The sequence below is a fragment of the Candidatus Palauibacter soopunensis genome, assembly GCF_947581735.1.
GTDB lineage: Bacteria > Gemmatimonadota > Gemmatimonadetes > Palauibacterales > Palauibacteraceae > Palauibacter > Palauibacter soopunensis.
The window spans coordinates 1-14,771 of the sequence record NZ_CANPVT010000054.1; the positions used below are offsets into that span (position 1 = coordinate 1).

Annotated in this window: 15 protein-coding genes and 1 rRNA gene; 3 read left to right on the forward strand and 13 right to left on the reverse strand. The window is 66.9% G+C overall.

The features are described 5' to 3' along the window. From RN901_RS14785 to RN901_RS14835, 11 genes are all read right to left on the reverse strand, one after another. Positions 1-2,062: ribosomal RNA gene (locus RN901_RS14785) — 23S ribosomal RNA — on the reverse strand; the annotation flags it as partial. Between the two features lie 176 nt (positions 2,063-2,238). Further along, entirely contained in the window at positions 2,239-2,523 is a 285-nt protein-coding gene (locus RN901_RS14790; RefSeq protein ID WP_310759072.1) for a F0F1 ATP synthase subunit epsilon, read from the reverse strand. Then, positions 2,520-3,956, reverse strand: a complete 1,437-nt coding sequence (atpD, locus tag RN901_RS14795; RefSeq protein ID WP_310759073.1) for a F0F1 ATP synthase subunit beta — start codon at positions 3,954-3,956, stop codon at positions 2,520-2,522. Before atpD ends, RN901_RS14790 begins: the two co-directional genes overlap by 4 nt. A gap of 60 nt (positions 3,957-4,016) precedes the next feature. Beyond that, positions 4,017-4,883 carry an ATP synthase F1 subunit gamma gene (gene atpG / locus RN901_RS14800; RefSeq protein ID WP_310759074.1) on the reverse strand — a complete coding sequence of 289 codons (867 nt, stop codon included), beginning with the start codon at positions 4,881-4,883 and terminating at the stop codon, positions 4,017-4,019. Further along, positions 4,880-6,493: a F0F1 ATP synthase subunit alpha gene (gene atpA / locus RN901_RS14805; RefSeq protein WP_310759075.1), complete on the reverse strand. Its 1,614-nt coding sequence runs from the start codon at positions 6,491-6,493 to the stop codon at positions 4,880-4,882. The genes atpG and atpA overlap by 4 nt, the downstream gene beginning before the upstream one ends. Before the next feature lie 34 nt (positions 6,494-6,527). Further along, positions 6,528-7,061 (reverse strand): ATP synthase F1 subunit delta, encoded by a 534-nt coding sequence (atpH, locus tag RN901_RS14810; RefSeq protein ID WP_310759076.1) that lies wholly within the window; start codon positions 7,059-7,061, stop codon positions 6,528-6,530. A 7-nt stretch (positions 7,062-7,068) separates the two neighbouring features. Continuing rightward, complete coding sequence (gene atpF, locus RN901_RS14815) at positions 7,069-7,620, reverse strand: F0F1 ATP synthase subunit B (RefSeq protein ID WP_310759077.1); 552 nt, start codon at positions 7,618-7,620, stop codon at positions 7,069-7,071. After that, the gene (locus tag RN901_RS14820) at positions 7,620-7,874 is read right to left on the reverse strand and encodes an ATP synthase F0 subunit C (RefSeq protein WP_345782407.1); all 255 of its coding nucleotides are present in this window, start codon (positions 7,872-7,874) and stop codon (positions 7,620-7,622) included. The genes atpF and RN901_RS14820 overlap by 1 nt, the downstream gene beginning before the upstream one ends. Positions 7,875-7,982: 108 nt before the next feature. Next, positions 7,983-8,972: a F0F1 ATP synthase subunit A gene (gene atpB, locus RN901_RS14825; RefSeq protein WP_310759079.1), complete on the reverse strand. Its 990-nt coding sequence runs from the start codon at positions 8,970-8,972 to the stop codon at positions 7,983-7,985. Continuing rightward, entirely contained in the window at positions 8,962-9,375 is a 414-nt protein-coding gene (locus RN901_RS14830) for a hypothetical protein (RefSeq protein ID WP_310759080.1), read from the reverse strand. The genes atpB and RN901_RS14830 overlap by 11 nt, the downstream gene beginning before the upstream one ends. Continuing rightward, entirely contained in the window at positions 9,372-9,686 is a 315-nt protein-coding gene (locus tag RN901_RS14835) for an AtpZ/AtpI family protein (protein WP_310759081.1), read from the reverse strand. Before RN901_RS14835 ends, RN901_RS14830 begins: the two co-directional genes overlap by 4 nt. A gap of 232 nt (positions 9,687-9,918) precedes the next feature. On the opposite strand from RN901_RS14835, the gene RN901_RS14840 reads away from it, so the two are divergent. Then, the gene (locus tag RN901_RS14840; RefSeq protein ID WP_310759082.1) at positions 9,919-10,929 is read left to right on the forward strand and encodes a MoxR family ATPase; all 1,011 of its coding nucleotides are present in this window, start codon (positions 9,919-9,921) and stop codon (positions 10,927-10,929) included. Between the two features lie 80 nt (positions 10,930-11,009). After that, positions 11,010-12,233, forward strand: a complete 1,224-nt coding sequence (locus RN901_RS14845) for a hemolysin family protein (protein ID WP_310759083.1) — start codon at positions 11,010-11,012, stop codon at positions 12,231-12,233. Between the two features lie 9 nt (positions 12,234-12,242). Here RN901_RS14845 and RN901_RS14850 read toward each other — a convergent pair whose 3' ends face one another. Together RN901_RS14850 and RN901_RS14855 are read right to left on the reverse strand one after the other, a co-directional pair. After that, the gene (locus tag RN901_RS14850; protein ID WP_310759084.1) at positions 12,243-13,082 is read right to left on the reverse strand and encodes a prepilin peptidase; all 840 of its coding nucleotides are present in this window, start codon (positions 13,080-13,082) and stop codon (positions 12,243-12,245) included. Then, positions 13,075-13,845, reverse strand: a complete 771-nt coding sequence (locus tag RN901_RS14855; protein ID WP_310759085.1) for an RNA methyltransferase — start codon at positions 13,843-13,845, stop codon at positions 13,075-13,077. The genes RN901_RS14850 and RN901_RS14855 overlap by 8 nt, the downstream gene beginning before the upstream one ends. A 105-nt stretch (positions 13,846-13,950) precedes the next feature. Here RN901_RS14855 and thiD point away from each other — a divergent pair, with 105 nt between their 5' ends. After that, entirely contained in the window at positions 13,951-14,769 is an 819-nt protein-coding gene (gene thiD / locus RN901_RS14860) for a bifunctional hydroxymethylpyrimidine kinase/phosphomethylpyrimidine kinase (protein ID WP_310759086.1), read from the forward strand. Positions 14,770-14,771 lie beyond the last annotated feature (2 nt).

Sequence of the window (14,771 nt, forward strand, 5' to 3'; positions counted from 1 at the left end):
AATTTCGCTACCTTAGGACCGTTATAGTTACGGCCGCCGTTTACCGGGGCTTCATTTCAGAGCTTCGCCGAAGCTAACCCTTCCATTTAACCTTCCGGCACCGGGCAGGCGTCAGTGCCTATACGTCGTCTTGACGACTTTGCAGACACCTATGTTTTTACTAAACAGTCGCTTGGGCCGATTCTCTGCGGCCGGTTTCGGCTCTCCTGCGCGAGGCAGGGTCACCTACTGCCGGCTCCCCTTCTCCCTAAGTTACGGGGACATTTTGCCGAGTTCCTTAACCAAGACTCACTCGAGCGCCTGAGGCTACTCGCCTCGCCCACCTGTGTCGGTTTGCGGTACGGTCACACGTACTCCTCGTCCACGAAGCTTTTCTTGGCAGTACGATTACGGTCCCTTAGCGAAGTCCGAAGACTTCTTCGGCATCGGATCTCGGCTTCACCGGGCGGATTTGCCTACCCGGAAACGCCTACCTCCTTACATCGTTCATGTCCATGGAAACGACGGACCTTTCACCTCTGCGTCCCTCCGCAGACTCAAGCGCAGTATCGTGTGGTACGGGAATGTTGACCCGTTTTCCATCGGCTACGCCTTTCGGCCTCACCTTAGGGGCCGACTAACCCTGAGCTGATTGGCATGGCTCAGGAAACCTTGGGCTTACGGCGACAAGGGTTCTCACCTTGTTTCTCGCGTACTCATTCCGGCATTCTCACTTGCCTGCGCTCCACGGGTAGCCTTCCGGCCCCGCTTCACGGCTCAGGCAACGCTCCCCTACCCCGCGCGCAGATGCGCGCAGCCTTAGCTTCGGTGGCTAACTTGAGTCCCGACCATTATCGGCGCAGATCCGCTTGACTGGTGAGCTATTACGCACTCTTTCAAGGATGGCTGCTTCTAAGCCAACCTCCCAGTTGTCTCCGCAAATCCACCACCTTTGTCACTTAGCTAGCACTTGGGGACCTTAGCTGAAGGTCTGGGCTCTTTCCCTCTCGCGCACGAACATTATCGCACGTGCACTTCCTCCCTGAGACCAACTAACGGGCATTCGGAGTTTAGTAGGGGTTGGTACCCGGTTTAGGGCCCTAGCCCTTCCAGTGCTCTACCTCCCGCAGTCTACACTCAGAGGCGATACCTAAATATCTTTCGGGGAGAACCAGCTATCTCCAGGTTTGATTGGCCTTTCACCCCTATCCACAGCTCATCCGAGCAGTTTTCAACCCACAACGGTTCGGTCCTCCACGAAGCATTACCCTCGCTTCAACCTGGCCATGGATAGATCACTCTGGTTTCGGGTCTGTCCCCAGCAACTTTACGCCCAGTTAAGACTCGCTTTCGCTTCGGCTCCGCCGCTGAACGGCTTAACCTCGCTACTGAGGAACAACTCGCCGGATCATAATGCAAAAGGCACGCGGTCACCCGACGTCTCTCACGAAGAGAGGGTCGAGCTCCCACCGCTTGTAGGCACACGGTTTCAGGATCTGTTTCACCCGCCTCCCGGCGTACTTTTCATCTTTCCCTCACGGTACTCGTTCACTATCGGTCACGGACGTGTATTTAGCCTTGGCAGGTGGTCCTGCCGGATTCAATCGGGATTTCACGTGTCCCGACCTACTCAGGAATGGTCCAGAGATCGCGACGTCGGCTTCGCCTACGGGGCTGTCACCCTCTATGGCTTGGCTTTCCAGACGGATTCGACTCACCGCCGCGCGACGTTCCGAGAGCCGGCAGACTCTCACGAACCACCCTGCTACCCCACGGAAGCAACGGCTGCCGCCTTGACACCTCCATGGTTTGGGCTCTTCCCCGTTCGCTCGCCGCTACTGAGGGAATCACGGTTGTTTTCTCTTCCTCGAGGTACTTAGATGTTTCAGTTCCCTCGGTTCGCTTCCCATCGCCTATGTATTCAGCGAAGGGATGACCGGGCATCACCCCGGCCGGGTTTCCCCATTCGGAAATCCAGGGATTAACGCTTGCTTGCAGCTACCCCTGGCTTATCGCAGCTTGCCACGTCCTTCATCGCCAGTCCGTGCCTAGACATCCACCCTGTGCCCTTGATTGCTTGATCCATCTTCGTTGACGGCATCAAGCACCTCAGACGCACTCGGCGCCCAGCACTCTCACTCGCTACCAAATTGTCAAAAAAGCGGACCCGCAAGACGCCCCAGGGCGCCCGCGGGGAAGACGGGTAAAATAGGGTCGGTTCGGAGGAGCGTCAAGCTCCTTCCGAAGACCCCTGACGGGTCAGTTCTCCGCCGCCGGCTCCACCTCTTCGGCGAGGACGGCGACCGTGTTGTCCAGGACCTGCAGGAAGCCCCGCGCAACGCGGAAACGGCGCGGGCCGTCGTCCGTGCGGATGCGAAGCAGGCCCTCGCCCAGCAGGACGACCATCGGGGCGTGGCCGTACAGAATCCCCAGCTCGCCGTCGTGCGCGGGGGCGATGATCGACGTCGCGGCGCCCGAGAATGCGGCGGCCGACGGCGAGATCACCGTGACGCTCAGTCGCCGTTCGGCGGACGCGGTCGTCATGCGGCCTCCGCCTCCAGCTTCTTCGCCTGCTCGATCGCTTCCTCGATCCCGCCGACCATGTAGAACGCCTGTTCCGGCAGGTGGTCGAACTCGCCCTCGACGACCCGCTCGAACGACTCGATCGTCGTCTCCAGCGGAACGTAGCGACCCGGGATGCCGGTGAACTGCTCGGCCACGTGGAAGGGCTGCGACAGGAACTTCTGGATCCGCCGGGCCCGGTTCACGATGACCTTGTCCTCCTCGGAGAGTTCATCCATCCCGAGGATCGCGATGATGTCCTGCAGGTCCTTATAGCGCTGCAGCGTACGCTGCACGGCGGTCGCCACGCGGTAGTGCCGCTCGCCCAGGAACTGCGCGCTGAGGATGCGGCTGCTGGAGTCGAGCGGGTCCACGGCCGGGTAGATGCCGAGTTCGGCGATCTGCCGCGAGAGGACGGTCTGGGAGTCGAGGTGTGTGAAGGCCGCGGCCGGCGCCGGGTCCGTGAGGTCGTCGGCCGGCACGTAGATCGCCTGCACCGAGGTGATCGAGCCCCGGGTCGTCGACGTGATCCGCTCCTGGAGGTTGCCCATTTCCGTGGCGAGCGTCGGCTGGTACCCCACCGCGCTCGGCATGCGGCCGAGGAGCGCGGACACCTCGGACCCGGCCTGGCTGAAGCGGAAGATGTTGTCGATGAAGAGGAGGACGTCGAGTCCTTCCACCTCACGGAAGTACTCCGCCACGGTGAGGCCGGTGAGCCCCACGCGCAGGCGGGCGCCCGGCGGCTCGTTCATCTGTCCGTAGATGAGGGCGGTCGAGTCGATGACGCCCGACTCCTTCATCTCGAGCCAGAGGTCATTCCCCTCGCGGGTGCGCTCGCCCACGCCGCAGAAGACGGAGCGGCCGCCGTGCTCCTGCGCGATGTTGTTGATGAGCTCCATGATGATGACGGTCTTGCCGACGCCGGCCCCGCCGAAGAGTCCCGTCTTGCCGCCCTTCACGTAGGGCGCGATGAGATCCACGACCTTGATCCCGGTGACGAAGATCTCCGTCTTCGGTTCGAGGTTCTGGAGGGTGGGCGACTTGCGGTGAATCGGCCACCGCTCCGTCGCCTCGACCGGACCCATCTCGTCCACGGGCTCGCCGAGGACGTTGAGGATGCGGCCCAGCGACGCCTCGCCGACGGGCGCCGAGATGGGATGTCCCGTGTCCACGACTTCCATCCCGCGCGTCACGCCGTCCGTCGCGTCCATCGCGACGGCGCGCACCTGGTTGCGTCCGATGTGCTGCGCCACCTCGCATACGAGATCGTGCTCGGTCCCGTCATCGTCCTTCCATGACAGGGAGAGCGCGTTGTAGATCTCCGGCAAGTGCTCGGGCTCGAACTCCGCATCGATCGTGGGTCCGATGACCTGCACGACCTTGCCGGTGCCTCGTTCGGTCGATCCTTCAGACATATGTCAGCCTCATGGCTATCGGTTCTCGGGGGCGCCGCCGCCCCGTGCACTGTTCGTCCGTTATCCGTCCAACGCGTCCGCGCCGCCGATGATCTCCGCGATCTGATTCGTGATCTCGGCCTGGCGGGCGCGGTTGTAGGTCCGCCGCAGGTTGTCGAGGAAGTCATTGGCATTGTCCGTCGCCGACTTCATCGCCGTCCGGCGGGCGGCCTGCTCCGCTGCCGCCGTCTCCAGGAGCGCGCTGTACGTCGAGTTCGTCACGTACAGCGGCAGGAGATGATCGAGGATTCCTTCCTCCGACGGATCCAGGATATAGAAGGGCTGGGGGCCCGAGCGTGCCTCGCCCACGCCGACCGGAAGAACCTGCCGGACCGAAGGGGGCGTGCTCACCATGTTCCGGAATTCCGCGAAGACGAGCCGCACCGCGTCGAGTTCGCCGGCCACGAAGCGGGCGGCCAGATCGTCGATCAGACTCCGCGCATCGTCCACCGCCGGAGGATCCCCCAGATCGTTGCGAGTCAGCGCCATCTCGACGCCCCGAAAGCGGAAATAGGAGATCCCCTTGTTGCCGTAGACGTGGAACTCCACCTCGGCTCCCGCCTCCTCCAGCTCGCGGAGTTGCGCCTGCGCGGTTCGGATGAGATTCGCGTTGAAGGCGCCGCACAGCCCGCGATTGCTGGTCACGAGCACGAGCGCGGCCCGCTCGATGCGCGCGGGCTGGCGCAGCAGCGGCTGCGACTCCGCCAGGTCCGGCGTGGCGAGGCGCGCGATCATGTCCCTGAGTTCCGCCGAGTAGGGACGCGCGCGGATCACCCGCCCCTGCGCCTGCGCGAGCTTGGCGGTCGCGACCATCTCCATGGTGCGCGTGATCTTCTTCGTGCTGTCGACGGATTTCATCCGCCGATAGATGTCCCTCGACTTGCTCATGCCGCGGCTTCCGCAGCGTCCTCTCGGGAGGCGCCGTCGTGGACGAAGGTGTCCGAGTAGGACTCGATCGCCTTGCGGAGGGCCGCCTCCGTCTCGTCGGACATCACCCTCTCGTCACGGATCGCTTCGCCGACTTCCGGATGATTCGTGCCCATGTATTCGAGGAATCCGACTTCCCAGCCGCGAATGCGCGACACGTCCATGTCGTCGAGGAACCCCTGGGTGGCCGCGAAGATCACCATCACCTGCTCCTCGACCGGCATCGGCTCGTACTGGCCCTGCTTCAGGATCTCGACGGTGCGCCGGCCCCGGTCCAGCTGCCGCTGCGTCGCGGCGTCCAGTTCCGTGCCGAACTGCGCGAAAGCCTCGATCTCACGGAACTGCGCCAGGTCCAGCCGCAGGCGTCCCGCCACCTTCTTCATCGCCTTGATCTGCGCGTTTCCGCCCACGCGCGAGACCGAGATCCCCACGTTCACGGCCGGGCGCACGCCCGAGTAGAAGAGGTCGGTTTCGAGGAAGATCTGGCCGTCGGTGATCGAGATGACGTTCGTCGGGATGTAGGCGGACACGTCGCCGGCTGCCGTCTGGATGATCGGGAGCGCGGTCAGCGAACCGCCGGGTTTCCTGATGTCCGGGTGGCCGGCGATCGCTTCCGGATCGTTGCTGATCTTGGCCGCCCGCTCGAGCAGGCGGCTGTGCAGATAGAAGACGTCGCCGGGGTACGCCTCCCGGCCCGGGGGACGCCGCAGGATGAGCGACGCCTCGCGGTAGGCATCCGCCTGCTTCGTGAGGTCGTCGTAGATGACGAGGACGGCCTTCCCTTCCTCGTACATGAAGTACTCGCCGATCGCGCACGCGGCGTAGGGGGCCATGAACTGCATCGGCGCGGGCTCCGACGCGTTCGCGGCCACGACGACCGTGTAGTCGAGCGCGCCCTCCTCGCGGAGCCGTTCGACGATGCCGGCGACCGTCGAGCCCTTCTGCCCGATCGCGCAGTAGACGCAGACGACGTCCTCGCCCTTCTGGTTGATGATCGCGTCGATCGCCACGGCCGTCTTGCCCGTGCCCCGGTCCCCGATGATCAACTCCCGCTGGCCGCGGCCGATCGGAATCATGGAGTCGATCGCCTTGAGGCCCGTCTGCAGCGGCTCGTTCACCGGCTGGCGGTACACGATGCCCGGCGCCTTCCGGTCGACCTTCATGTAGGTCACGGTCTCGATCGGACCGCGGCCATCGCGCGGCTGCCCCAGCGTGTCCACGACGCGGCCGAGAATATCCGGACCGACGGGCACGGAGAGGACGCGACCGGTGCGGCGCACCGGATCTCCTTCCTTGAGGGCCAGGTAATCGCCGAGGATCACGGCGCCGATGTTGTCTTCCTCGAGGTTCGAGGCGAGGCCGATCACGGAGACCCCGGTGTCGCGGGAAGTGATCTCCAGCATCTCGTTGGCGACGCACGTGGAGAGACCCCAGATGCGGGCCACGCCGTCCTTCACCTCGAGGACCTCGCCCACTTCCTCGACCCGGAGTTCCTCCTCGTAGCGGTCGATCTGCTCGAGCAGGGCCTTCTTGATCTCGCTCGCTCGAAGGGAGCTGTCGAAACCTGTCATCGTCTTCTCTTCTCTGTTTTTTGTTACCGGCGGCTCAGTACAGCTCGCGCCGCATCTGCTCGAGTTGCCGCCGCAGCGAGGCGTCCAGCAACTCGTCGCCGACGCGGATGATCACGCCGCCCAGAATCTTCGGGTCCTCGTGGAACTCGGGTACGACCTCCCGCTCGAAGCGCCGCTCCAGCGCCGACACCACTTCGTCGCGGACGCGGTCATCCGCCTCGAAGGGCAGCGTCACCGTGGCGCGGATCCGTCCCGCCTTCTCGTCGAGAAGATCGCGGTAGGCGCGCGCGATCCCCGGGAGGGCCCGCTGCCGGTGGCGATCCAGGATGACGAGCAGGAAGCGGACGAAGAGGTCCGGCGCCCTCCCGGAGAGGGCCGCCTGGATCGCCTCCTTCTTCTCGAACAGCGACACGGCGGGCACTTCCAGGAAACGCTGGAAGTCCGGGACATTCGCGTACAGGTCGCCGATCTCCTCGATCAGCCGCCCGTACTCCGCCTCCTTCCCGTCCCGCGCCGCGAGTTCGAACAGAGTCGCCGCGTAGTTGCGGGCCACCGCCGACGCGCTCATCGCTCCGCTAGACGTCCGACACGAACTCGTGGACGAGACGCCGGTTTTCCTCGGCGTCCAGCCGCGTCCGGATCAGCCGCTCGGAGGCCGCCAGCGCGAGATCCACGGCATCCCGCCGGATCTCCTCGCGCAGCAGGTCCCGTTCGTGTCCGATCTCGCGGCGCGCGTCCTCGAGCATCTGCGCCTGCTGCGCCCGCGCCTCCTCCAGCATCTCCTTTCGGAGGCCGTCGGCATGCTGTCGGGCGTTCTCCAGCATCTCGCGAGCCTCGCCGCGCGCCGCTTCCAGCGCGGCCTCCTGCTGCGAGAGCAGCCCCTTCGCCTCATCGCGCGCGGAGAGGGCATCGTCGATCGCGCCCTGGATCTTCGCGTGCCTTTGCTCGAGTCCGCCCGCGATGAGCGGGAAGACCCATTTCGCCAGGACGAGGAGCGTGACCACGAACAGAATCCAGGTCCACACCACGAGCCCCAGATTGAGCGAGAAGATCCCCGTCTCCGCCTGGGCGGCCAGCTTCGCCGGCGCCGCGAGGGCCCAGAGCGCGCCGAGACCGGCGAGACGCATCAGAGGCCGCCGCGGATGAAGCCGGCGATCACGAGTCCGAACAGCGCCACACCTTCGATGAACACGGCGAGTACGATCGCGCCGGTCTGGATGGTCTGCGCCTCGTCGGGCTGGCGGGCCATCGCTTCCGTCATGCGCCCGCCGATGAGACCGATTCCGATACCGGCACCGAGCACGGAGAGCCCGCCCCCGACAATGGCGAGACCGACCGCGAGGCCGTCTCCCGTCGACATGCCCTGCAGCAGCGTCAACATGTTCAGCATCGTTTGCTCCAGTTTCCTTTCTCAGTCGGGGGTTCGAACGACACCCCCCGTTCCGTCCGCGCCTCCCCGGCGCGGAAGTTGCCCGCGGACCCCTCCGGGTCAGTGCGCGTGGCGAATCAATCCGATGAACACCGAGACCAGCATCGCGAAGATGTACGCCTGAAGAAGCGCGATGAAGATCTCCAGCATCATCACGAACAGCGCGAGGCCCATGGACCCCAGAATCGTCACGGCGCCGACCGTCGTTCCGAACAATCCCTGACCGACCATCGAGCCGTAGGTGAGGATGAGGCCCATGAAGGCGAGGATGACGAAGTGTCCCGCCGTCATGTTGGCGAAGAGCCGGATCGCGAGCGCCATGATCTTCGAGAACTTCGCGATCAGTTCGACCGGCGCCATGATGAGCAGGGTGACCGGCTTCAGCGGCCCGGGCAACCCGGGCGGGAGGAAGAACACGGTCTTCGCGTAGCCCAGCGGGCCGAGGGCGATGAACCCCGCGGTCTCGATCACGACGAGCGCGATGATCGCGAGCGCGGCCGTGACCATGATGTTCCCCGTCGCCGTCGCGCCGAAGGGGATCAGGCCGAGCAGGTTCGCGTAGAGGATGAAGAAGAAGAAGGTGATGACGAGGGGGACGAACCTCTCTCCCCCGCGGCCAATGTTGGCCATCACGATGTCATCTCTCAGGTACAGATAGAAGGCTTCGATCCCGTTGAGGAGACCTCCGGGCGCCTTCTCGCCCCGCTCCAGCCGCTCGGTCGAGCGCGCGGCGATGAACATCGTCACGATCGTGAGGATGGCCGCGAACATCAGGAACAGCACGTGTTTCGTGATCGAAAGGTCGATCTCGAGGCCGCCGATATTGAAGGCCGGAAACTCGGGGAGATGGATCTGGCCGAAGGGTCCGAACTCCCAGATGTTCGAGTCCACGACGTGGTGCATCATGACTTCGGTGCCCCACTCCTCGGCGTGCTCGCCCGCCGCGGCGGCTTCGCCGTGGTGTTCCTGGGCAGCCGCAGCCGCGGGGGCGGCGTGCTCCTGCACCCGCTCCGCAAGACTCCGCAGGGAGGCCATCGATCTATCGAGCACCCGGTTCATCCGGTCGTGCGTTCCGTGTCGAGTTGGTCTTCTTGGTCTTCGCGCGCGCGAGCGCGAGCCACAAGGCTTCCGTCCACAACAGCACCAGCATGGCGAGTCCGTAGGCGATGGGCAGGTCGGGCGTCGCCGATCCCGTCCATGCGAGTCCGCCCGTCACGACGAGCCCTCCCATCCGGAGGCCGATCCCGCTCAGCCAGGGCCGGGTCGCCCGCCGTCCCGCCAGGAGCGCCCGGTTCAGCGGCCAGACCGCGACCACCTGAATCAGCCAGGCCGCCGCGATCCCCCACGTGCGCTCGCCATCCCGCAACCACGCGGCAGCCGCCACCGCCAGCCCCAATGTGGCCAGCGCATAGGTCGGCGTACGCCGCATCCAGCCGGTGGGAACATCCTTCACTTCCTGCGATCCGTCTCCCGGTCGGTCTCATCGGCCGCGGAGCTTTCGCGCCGTGCCGCCAGCCTGCCGTACATGCTGTAGCAGCCCCCCGCGAACCCCGCGAACACGCCGAGGAGGACGAAGAGCGGCGCGGTCCCGAGACGGTCGTCGAGCCAGTTGCCGCCGACCGCAAGGAGCGCGATCGCAAGACCCATCGCGATGCCGAGACTCGCGAATTCCGTGCCCGCCGCCTTCGCGTGAAGGCGGCCGACATGCCCCTCGGGTTCCTCAGGTTTCGGCCGGTTCGTCGAACCGGGATGTGGATTCGGCATGGGGAGACATCTCCGTCCGGGAGCCCCGCGCCGACCGCTTGTGAAAAATTTCCCAAGCCCAATCTGTCCGCTTGTGAAAAATTTCGCAATGCCGGTTTCGCTTGACGCTGGGCGCTGAAGGCCTAGGTTGCTGCCACCATATTGAAGGCCTCTGGTCAACTCCGAAATGGCCTCGCCGACGCCCGGGTCTCGCATTCCCGCGGCCCCCCTCACGCCTGGAGCCGATTGAGTCTTGGAAGCCGGTCGAAAGGTCGAGACGGATGACGTTCGGCTGCTCGAGGAACTGGGTCACACTCGGCTCCGGATCGAGGAGGAAGTCGGGAAGCGGATCATCGGGCAGCGGGAGATCGTCGAGAAGCTGCTCATCACGCTGCTCGCCGACGGGCATGCGCTCCTGGTCGGCGTCCCCGGCCTCGCGAAGACGCTGCTCGTCTCGACGCTCGCCGAAGCTCTGCACCTGGAATTCAGCCGGATCCAGTTCACGCCGGACCTCATGCCGTCCGACATCACCGGGACGGAGGTGCTCCAGGATGACCAGCGCACGGGGGAGCGCCGTTTCACCTTCGTCCGGGGGCCGATCTTTGCGGATGTGATCCTGGCGGACGAGATCAACCGGACGCCGCCCAAGACGCAGGCCGCCCTTCTGCAGGCGATGCAGGAGGGGGAGGTCACGGTCGGCAGCGAGACGTTCCCGCTCGGCCGCCCGTTCTTCGTCCTCGCGACGCAGAACCCGATCGAGCAGGAGGGAACGTATCCCCTTCCCGAGGCCCAGCTCGACCGCTTCATGTTCGAGCTTCGGATCGGGTATCCGACGGCGGAGGAGGAGTCGGTCATCGCGGACATGGCGGCGAGCGGACCGCCCGCCCAGGTGAACCCCGTCGTGACCGCGGGCCAGCTCCTCGAGTACCAGGCGCTCGTGCAGAGAGTTCCTGCCTCGGAATCGGTGGTCGGCTACGCGGTGCGGCTGGCGCGTGCCACCCGGCCGCGCGAAGCATCCTCGCCGGAATTCGTGCGCCGGATGGTGAGCTGGGGCGCCGGGCCGCGGGCCTCGCAGCATACGGTGCTGGCGGCGAAGGCGCGGGCGGCGCTCGATGGCCGTCCCGCCCCCAATCTCGACGACGTACGGGCGGTTGCGCCCGCCGTGCTCCGGCACCGGGTGGTTCCGGGTTTCGAGGCGGAGGCCGAAGGGAAGACCGCGGACGACATCGTCGCGGAGTTGATCGAACACAGCCGTAGCTGGTAGACGTTGGACGAAACCGACAGTACGCAGCGCTGGCCCACAGTTCGGGCGGGCCGTGAGGCTCCGGCGGGAGTGCCCCGTCCATGACCGGCACCTTCGCGCTGCTCATCTTCCTTCTCATCCTCTCCGGGTTCTTCTCCGGCGCCGAGATCGCGTTCTTTTCGCTCGCGGAACCCCGGGTCAGGGCCCTCGTGCGCGACGGGCGTCCGGGCGCGCGCGCACTCGAGAAGCTGAAGCGAAACCCCGAGCGCCTGCTCATCATCATCATGATCGGGAACAACGTCGCCAACATCGGGGCCGCGGCGGTCGCGACCCATACGGCGACGGAACTGTTGGGCTCCGCGGGGGTGGGGCTCGCCACGGGCGTCATGACCCTCCTCATCCTCTGCTTCGGAGAGATCACGCCGCGGAGCTTCGCGGCGCGCAACGCGGACCGGCTGTCGCTGTTGGCCGCCCCGTTCCTTGCGGGCCTGGGGCGCCTGCTCCTGCCGGTCGTCCTCCCGCTCGAATGGCTGGCGCGATGGGTGCTGCCCGACTCCGGCGGCGGGACGCACGTGAGCGAGTCGGAGATCCGCTCCATGGCGCGCCTCGGGCACCAGTCGGGCGACATCGAAGCGCACGAGCGCCAGTTCATCGACCGCGTGTTCACGCTGGACCGCCTGCGCGCAAGGGAGATCATGACCCCACGGGTCGAGATCCTCGCCTGGGAGGACTCGCGCAGCCTCGGAGACATCGCGGACGAACTCGCCGACGTGCGCTTCAGCCGGATCCCCGTGTATGGCGAATCGCTCGATGACGTGACCGGCGTGCTGTACCGCACCGAGGCGTACCGCGCGCTGCTCGGCGGCCGGCAGGACGTGACGCTCTCGAGCATCGCGCGCGAACCCTACTTCGTGCCGGATACGATCACTCTCATCGAACTGCTCGAGCAATTCCGGGCGCGCCGCGTACACATGGGGCTCGTCGTGGATGAGCACGGCGGGCTCGACGGACTCGTGACGCTCGAGGACATCCTCGAGGAACTGGTCGGCGATATCGTGGACGAAACCGATCTGCCGACCGAGCCCATCATCCGGCTGAGACGGAACGAGATCGCCGTGGACGGCGGCGCCGAGCTGCGGGAGATCAACGACTTCTTCGGGACCTCGTTCCCGGTGGCCGAGTACCGGTCGCTGAACGGCTTCCTCCTCGACGAGCTCGGCCGGGTGCCCGCGGCGGGAGAAGTGGTTGAGCACGGCGACGTGCGGATACAGGTTGTCGCGAGCACCGACACGCACGTAACGCGCGCCCGGATTCGCCGGGGCTAGGCGGGCGCCTCACCACTCCCGGCGCTGACCGACGGCTTTGCCACGGGCTGCTAGTGCGGTGCCTGCGTCAGCCCCGCGACCGGGCCTGCGGCAGGCGAGCGCAGATACCAGTCGAACAGCGGCTCTCCGAACAGGAATGCGACGGTCGCGCCGAGCGCGAGGAAGGTCCCGAACGGCACGGGCTTTCCCGTCCCGGAGTGAGACGGGACCGTAGACGAGGGACCCGGCGAGCGAGCCCAGGAAGATCGTGAGCAAGGCGCCGCCGGGGCCGAGGAAGGCCCCCACCATCGCCATCATTTTCACATCGCCGCCGCCGAGCGCCGGCTTCCGGAGCGCCTTCTCGCCCAGCCACCCGACCAGGTAGAGAAGCCCGAACCCGAGCACGGCTCCGGTGATCGCCGCGAGCGGCGGGGTCGATCCCGGGAGTGCCGAAAGGGCGAGGCCCGCGGCGCACCCGCCGAGTGAGAGGGTATCGGGGATGACGTAGTGGCGTGCGTCGATGACCGCGATCGCGAGGAGGAGAGTGAACAGGACTGCACCGGTGAGGGCGGCGACCGATGCGCTATACAGCCAGGCCATGCCGCCCCAGGCGAGGGCCGCTGCCAGTTCGATCGCCGGGTAGCGCCAGGAGATGCGGCCGCCGCAGTCGCGACACCGTGCCCGCAGGAAGATCCAGGAGAGGACGGGGAGGTTGTCGCGCCAGCGGATCGGCGCGTGGCACGACGGGCAACGGCTGCGCGGACGCAGGACGCTGTCTCCGGTGGGCATGCGGGTGACGCACACGTTGAGGAAGGAGCCCACGGCCGCACCGAGCAGCACCGCGACCCCGATGATCGCGGGGTCAGCCAAGCGGGCGCCCCGTCCGCAGCCGGTCGAGCAGGATCGCGCCGGCCGACGCCACGTTCAGCGACTCCACGCCGCGGGCGAGCGGCACGGAGACGACGCGGGCTGCGGCGGCGCGGAGCGACGGGGAGACGCCGTGAGCCTCGCTCCCCAGCGCGAGTGCAACCGGTCCGGCGGGCGGTTCCGCGAGCGGCGGAGCATCGGCCGCGGCGACCCAGATCGGGATCCTCCGCCCGGCGAGCCGCTCCACGGCGTCCCGGGTGTCCGTGCGAAAGACGGGGCCGCGAAACGAAGCTCCCGCCGAGGCCCGTAGCGCTTTCGGCCCCCAGGGATCGGCGGTCTCCCCGACGCCGACCACCGCGGCCGCCTCCAGCGCGAGCGCGGTGCGCACGAGGGTACCGACGTTGCCCGGATCCTGCACGCCGTCGAGGAGCACGATCGCGCCGTCGGCCACATCGTCCCAGCCGTACGCCGGCACCTCGCCGATCGCGAGGACGGGCTGGGGCGTGGCGGCATCCGCCAGCGTTTGAATGGTCGCTTCGGGCACCGCCTCCGTGCGCACGCCCAGCGTGACCGCGCGCGCGAGCAGCGCCTCCAGCTCCGGCTCGTCCCCCGCCGCATCGGCGTGGAGCACGGCAACCGTGCGGCCCGGCCACTCGAGCATCTCGCCGACGAGCCGCCGCCCCTCGGCCAGAAAACACCCGGTTTCCCGGCGTCCCCTTCCGCGGTGCAGCGACCGCCAGGCCTTGATCTCCGCGCGCGTCGGCATGCCCTTATTTTATGCTGCGGCTCAACGCGCTGTCATCGCGGCGCACGGAGCGGGAGCGAACCGGTCGACCGGTGCGGATCTATGCGGACCTGAGCGGAGTCGAGCGTGAACCCGAAGAAAGCGGCGCGGGCGACGGCTCTCACGATCGCGGGAAGCGATTCGGGGGGCGGAGCCGGCATCCAGGCCGACCTGAAGACCTTTCACGCGTTCGGCGTGTTCGGAACGAGCGCGGTCACCGCCGTCACGGCGCAGAACACCCTCGGCGTCCAGGCGGTACAGGCGCTCGACCCGCCGCTCGTGCGGCGCCAGATCGAATCGGTCCGGGCGGATCTGTCGCCGGGAGCCGCGAAGACGGGGATGCTCGCCAACGCGGGAATCGTGCGGGCCGTCGTCGCGAGCCTGCACGGCTTCGAGGCACCGCTCGTGGTCGACCCGGTGATGGTGGCGACGAGCGGCGACCGGCTCCTCGACCCGGCCGCAGTGTCCGCCATCCTGGAGGAACTTCTGCCTATCGCCACCCTCGTCACGCCGAACGTGCCCGAGGCCGAGATCCTCGCCGGACGGACCGTGAGCACCGAAGCCGACATGTCCGCGGCGGCGAGCGCCATCCTCGCGCGGGGAGCCGGGGCCGTGCTCGTCAAGGGCGGGCACCTGGACGGCGAAGAAGTCGTCGACCTGTTCCGGGACGGAAACCGCGAGCGCGCGTGGCGGACCCCCCGCATCCGGACGACGGAAACCCATGGGACCGGCTGCACGCTCTCGGCCGCGATCGCGGCGGGGCTGGCCTCGGAGCTCACTCTCGAGCCGGCGATCGAGCGGGGACTCGCCTTCACGCGCGCCGCCATCGCGGCCGCGCCGGGCCTCGGCTCCGGCCGCGGTCCCCTGGATCACTGGGCCGATCCCGGAGACCGTTCCCCCGACTGAAG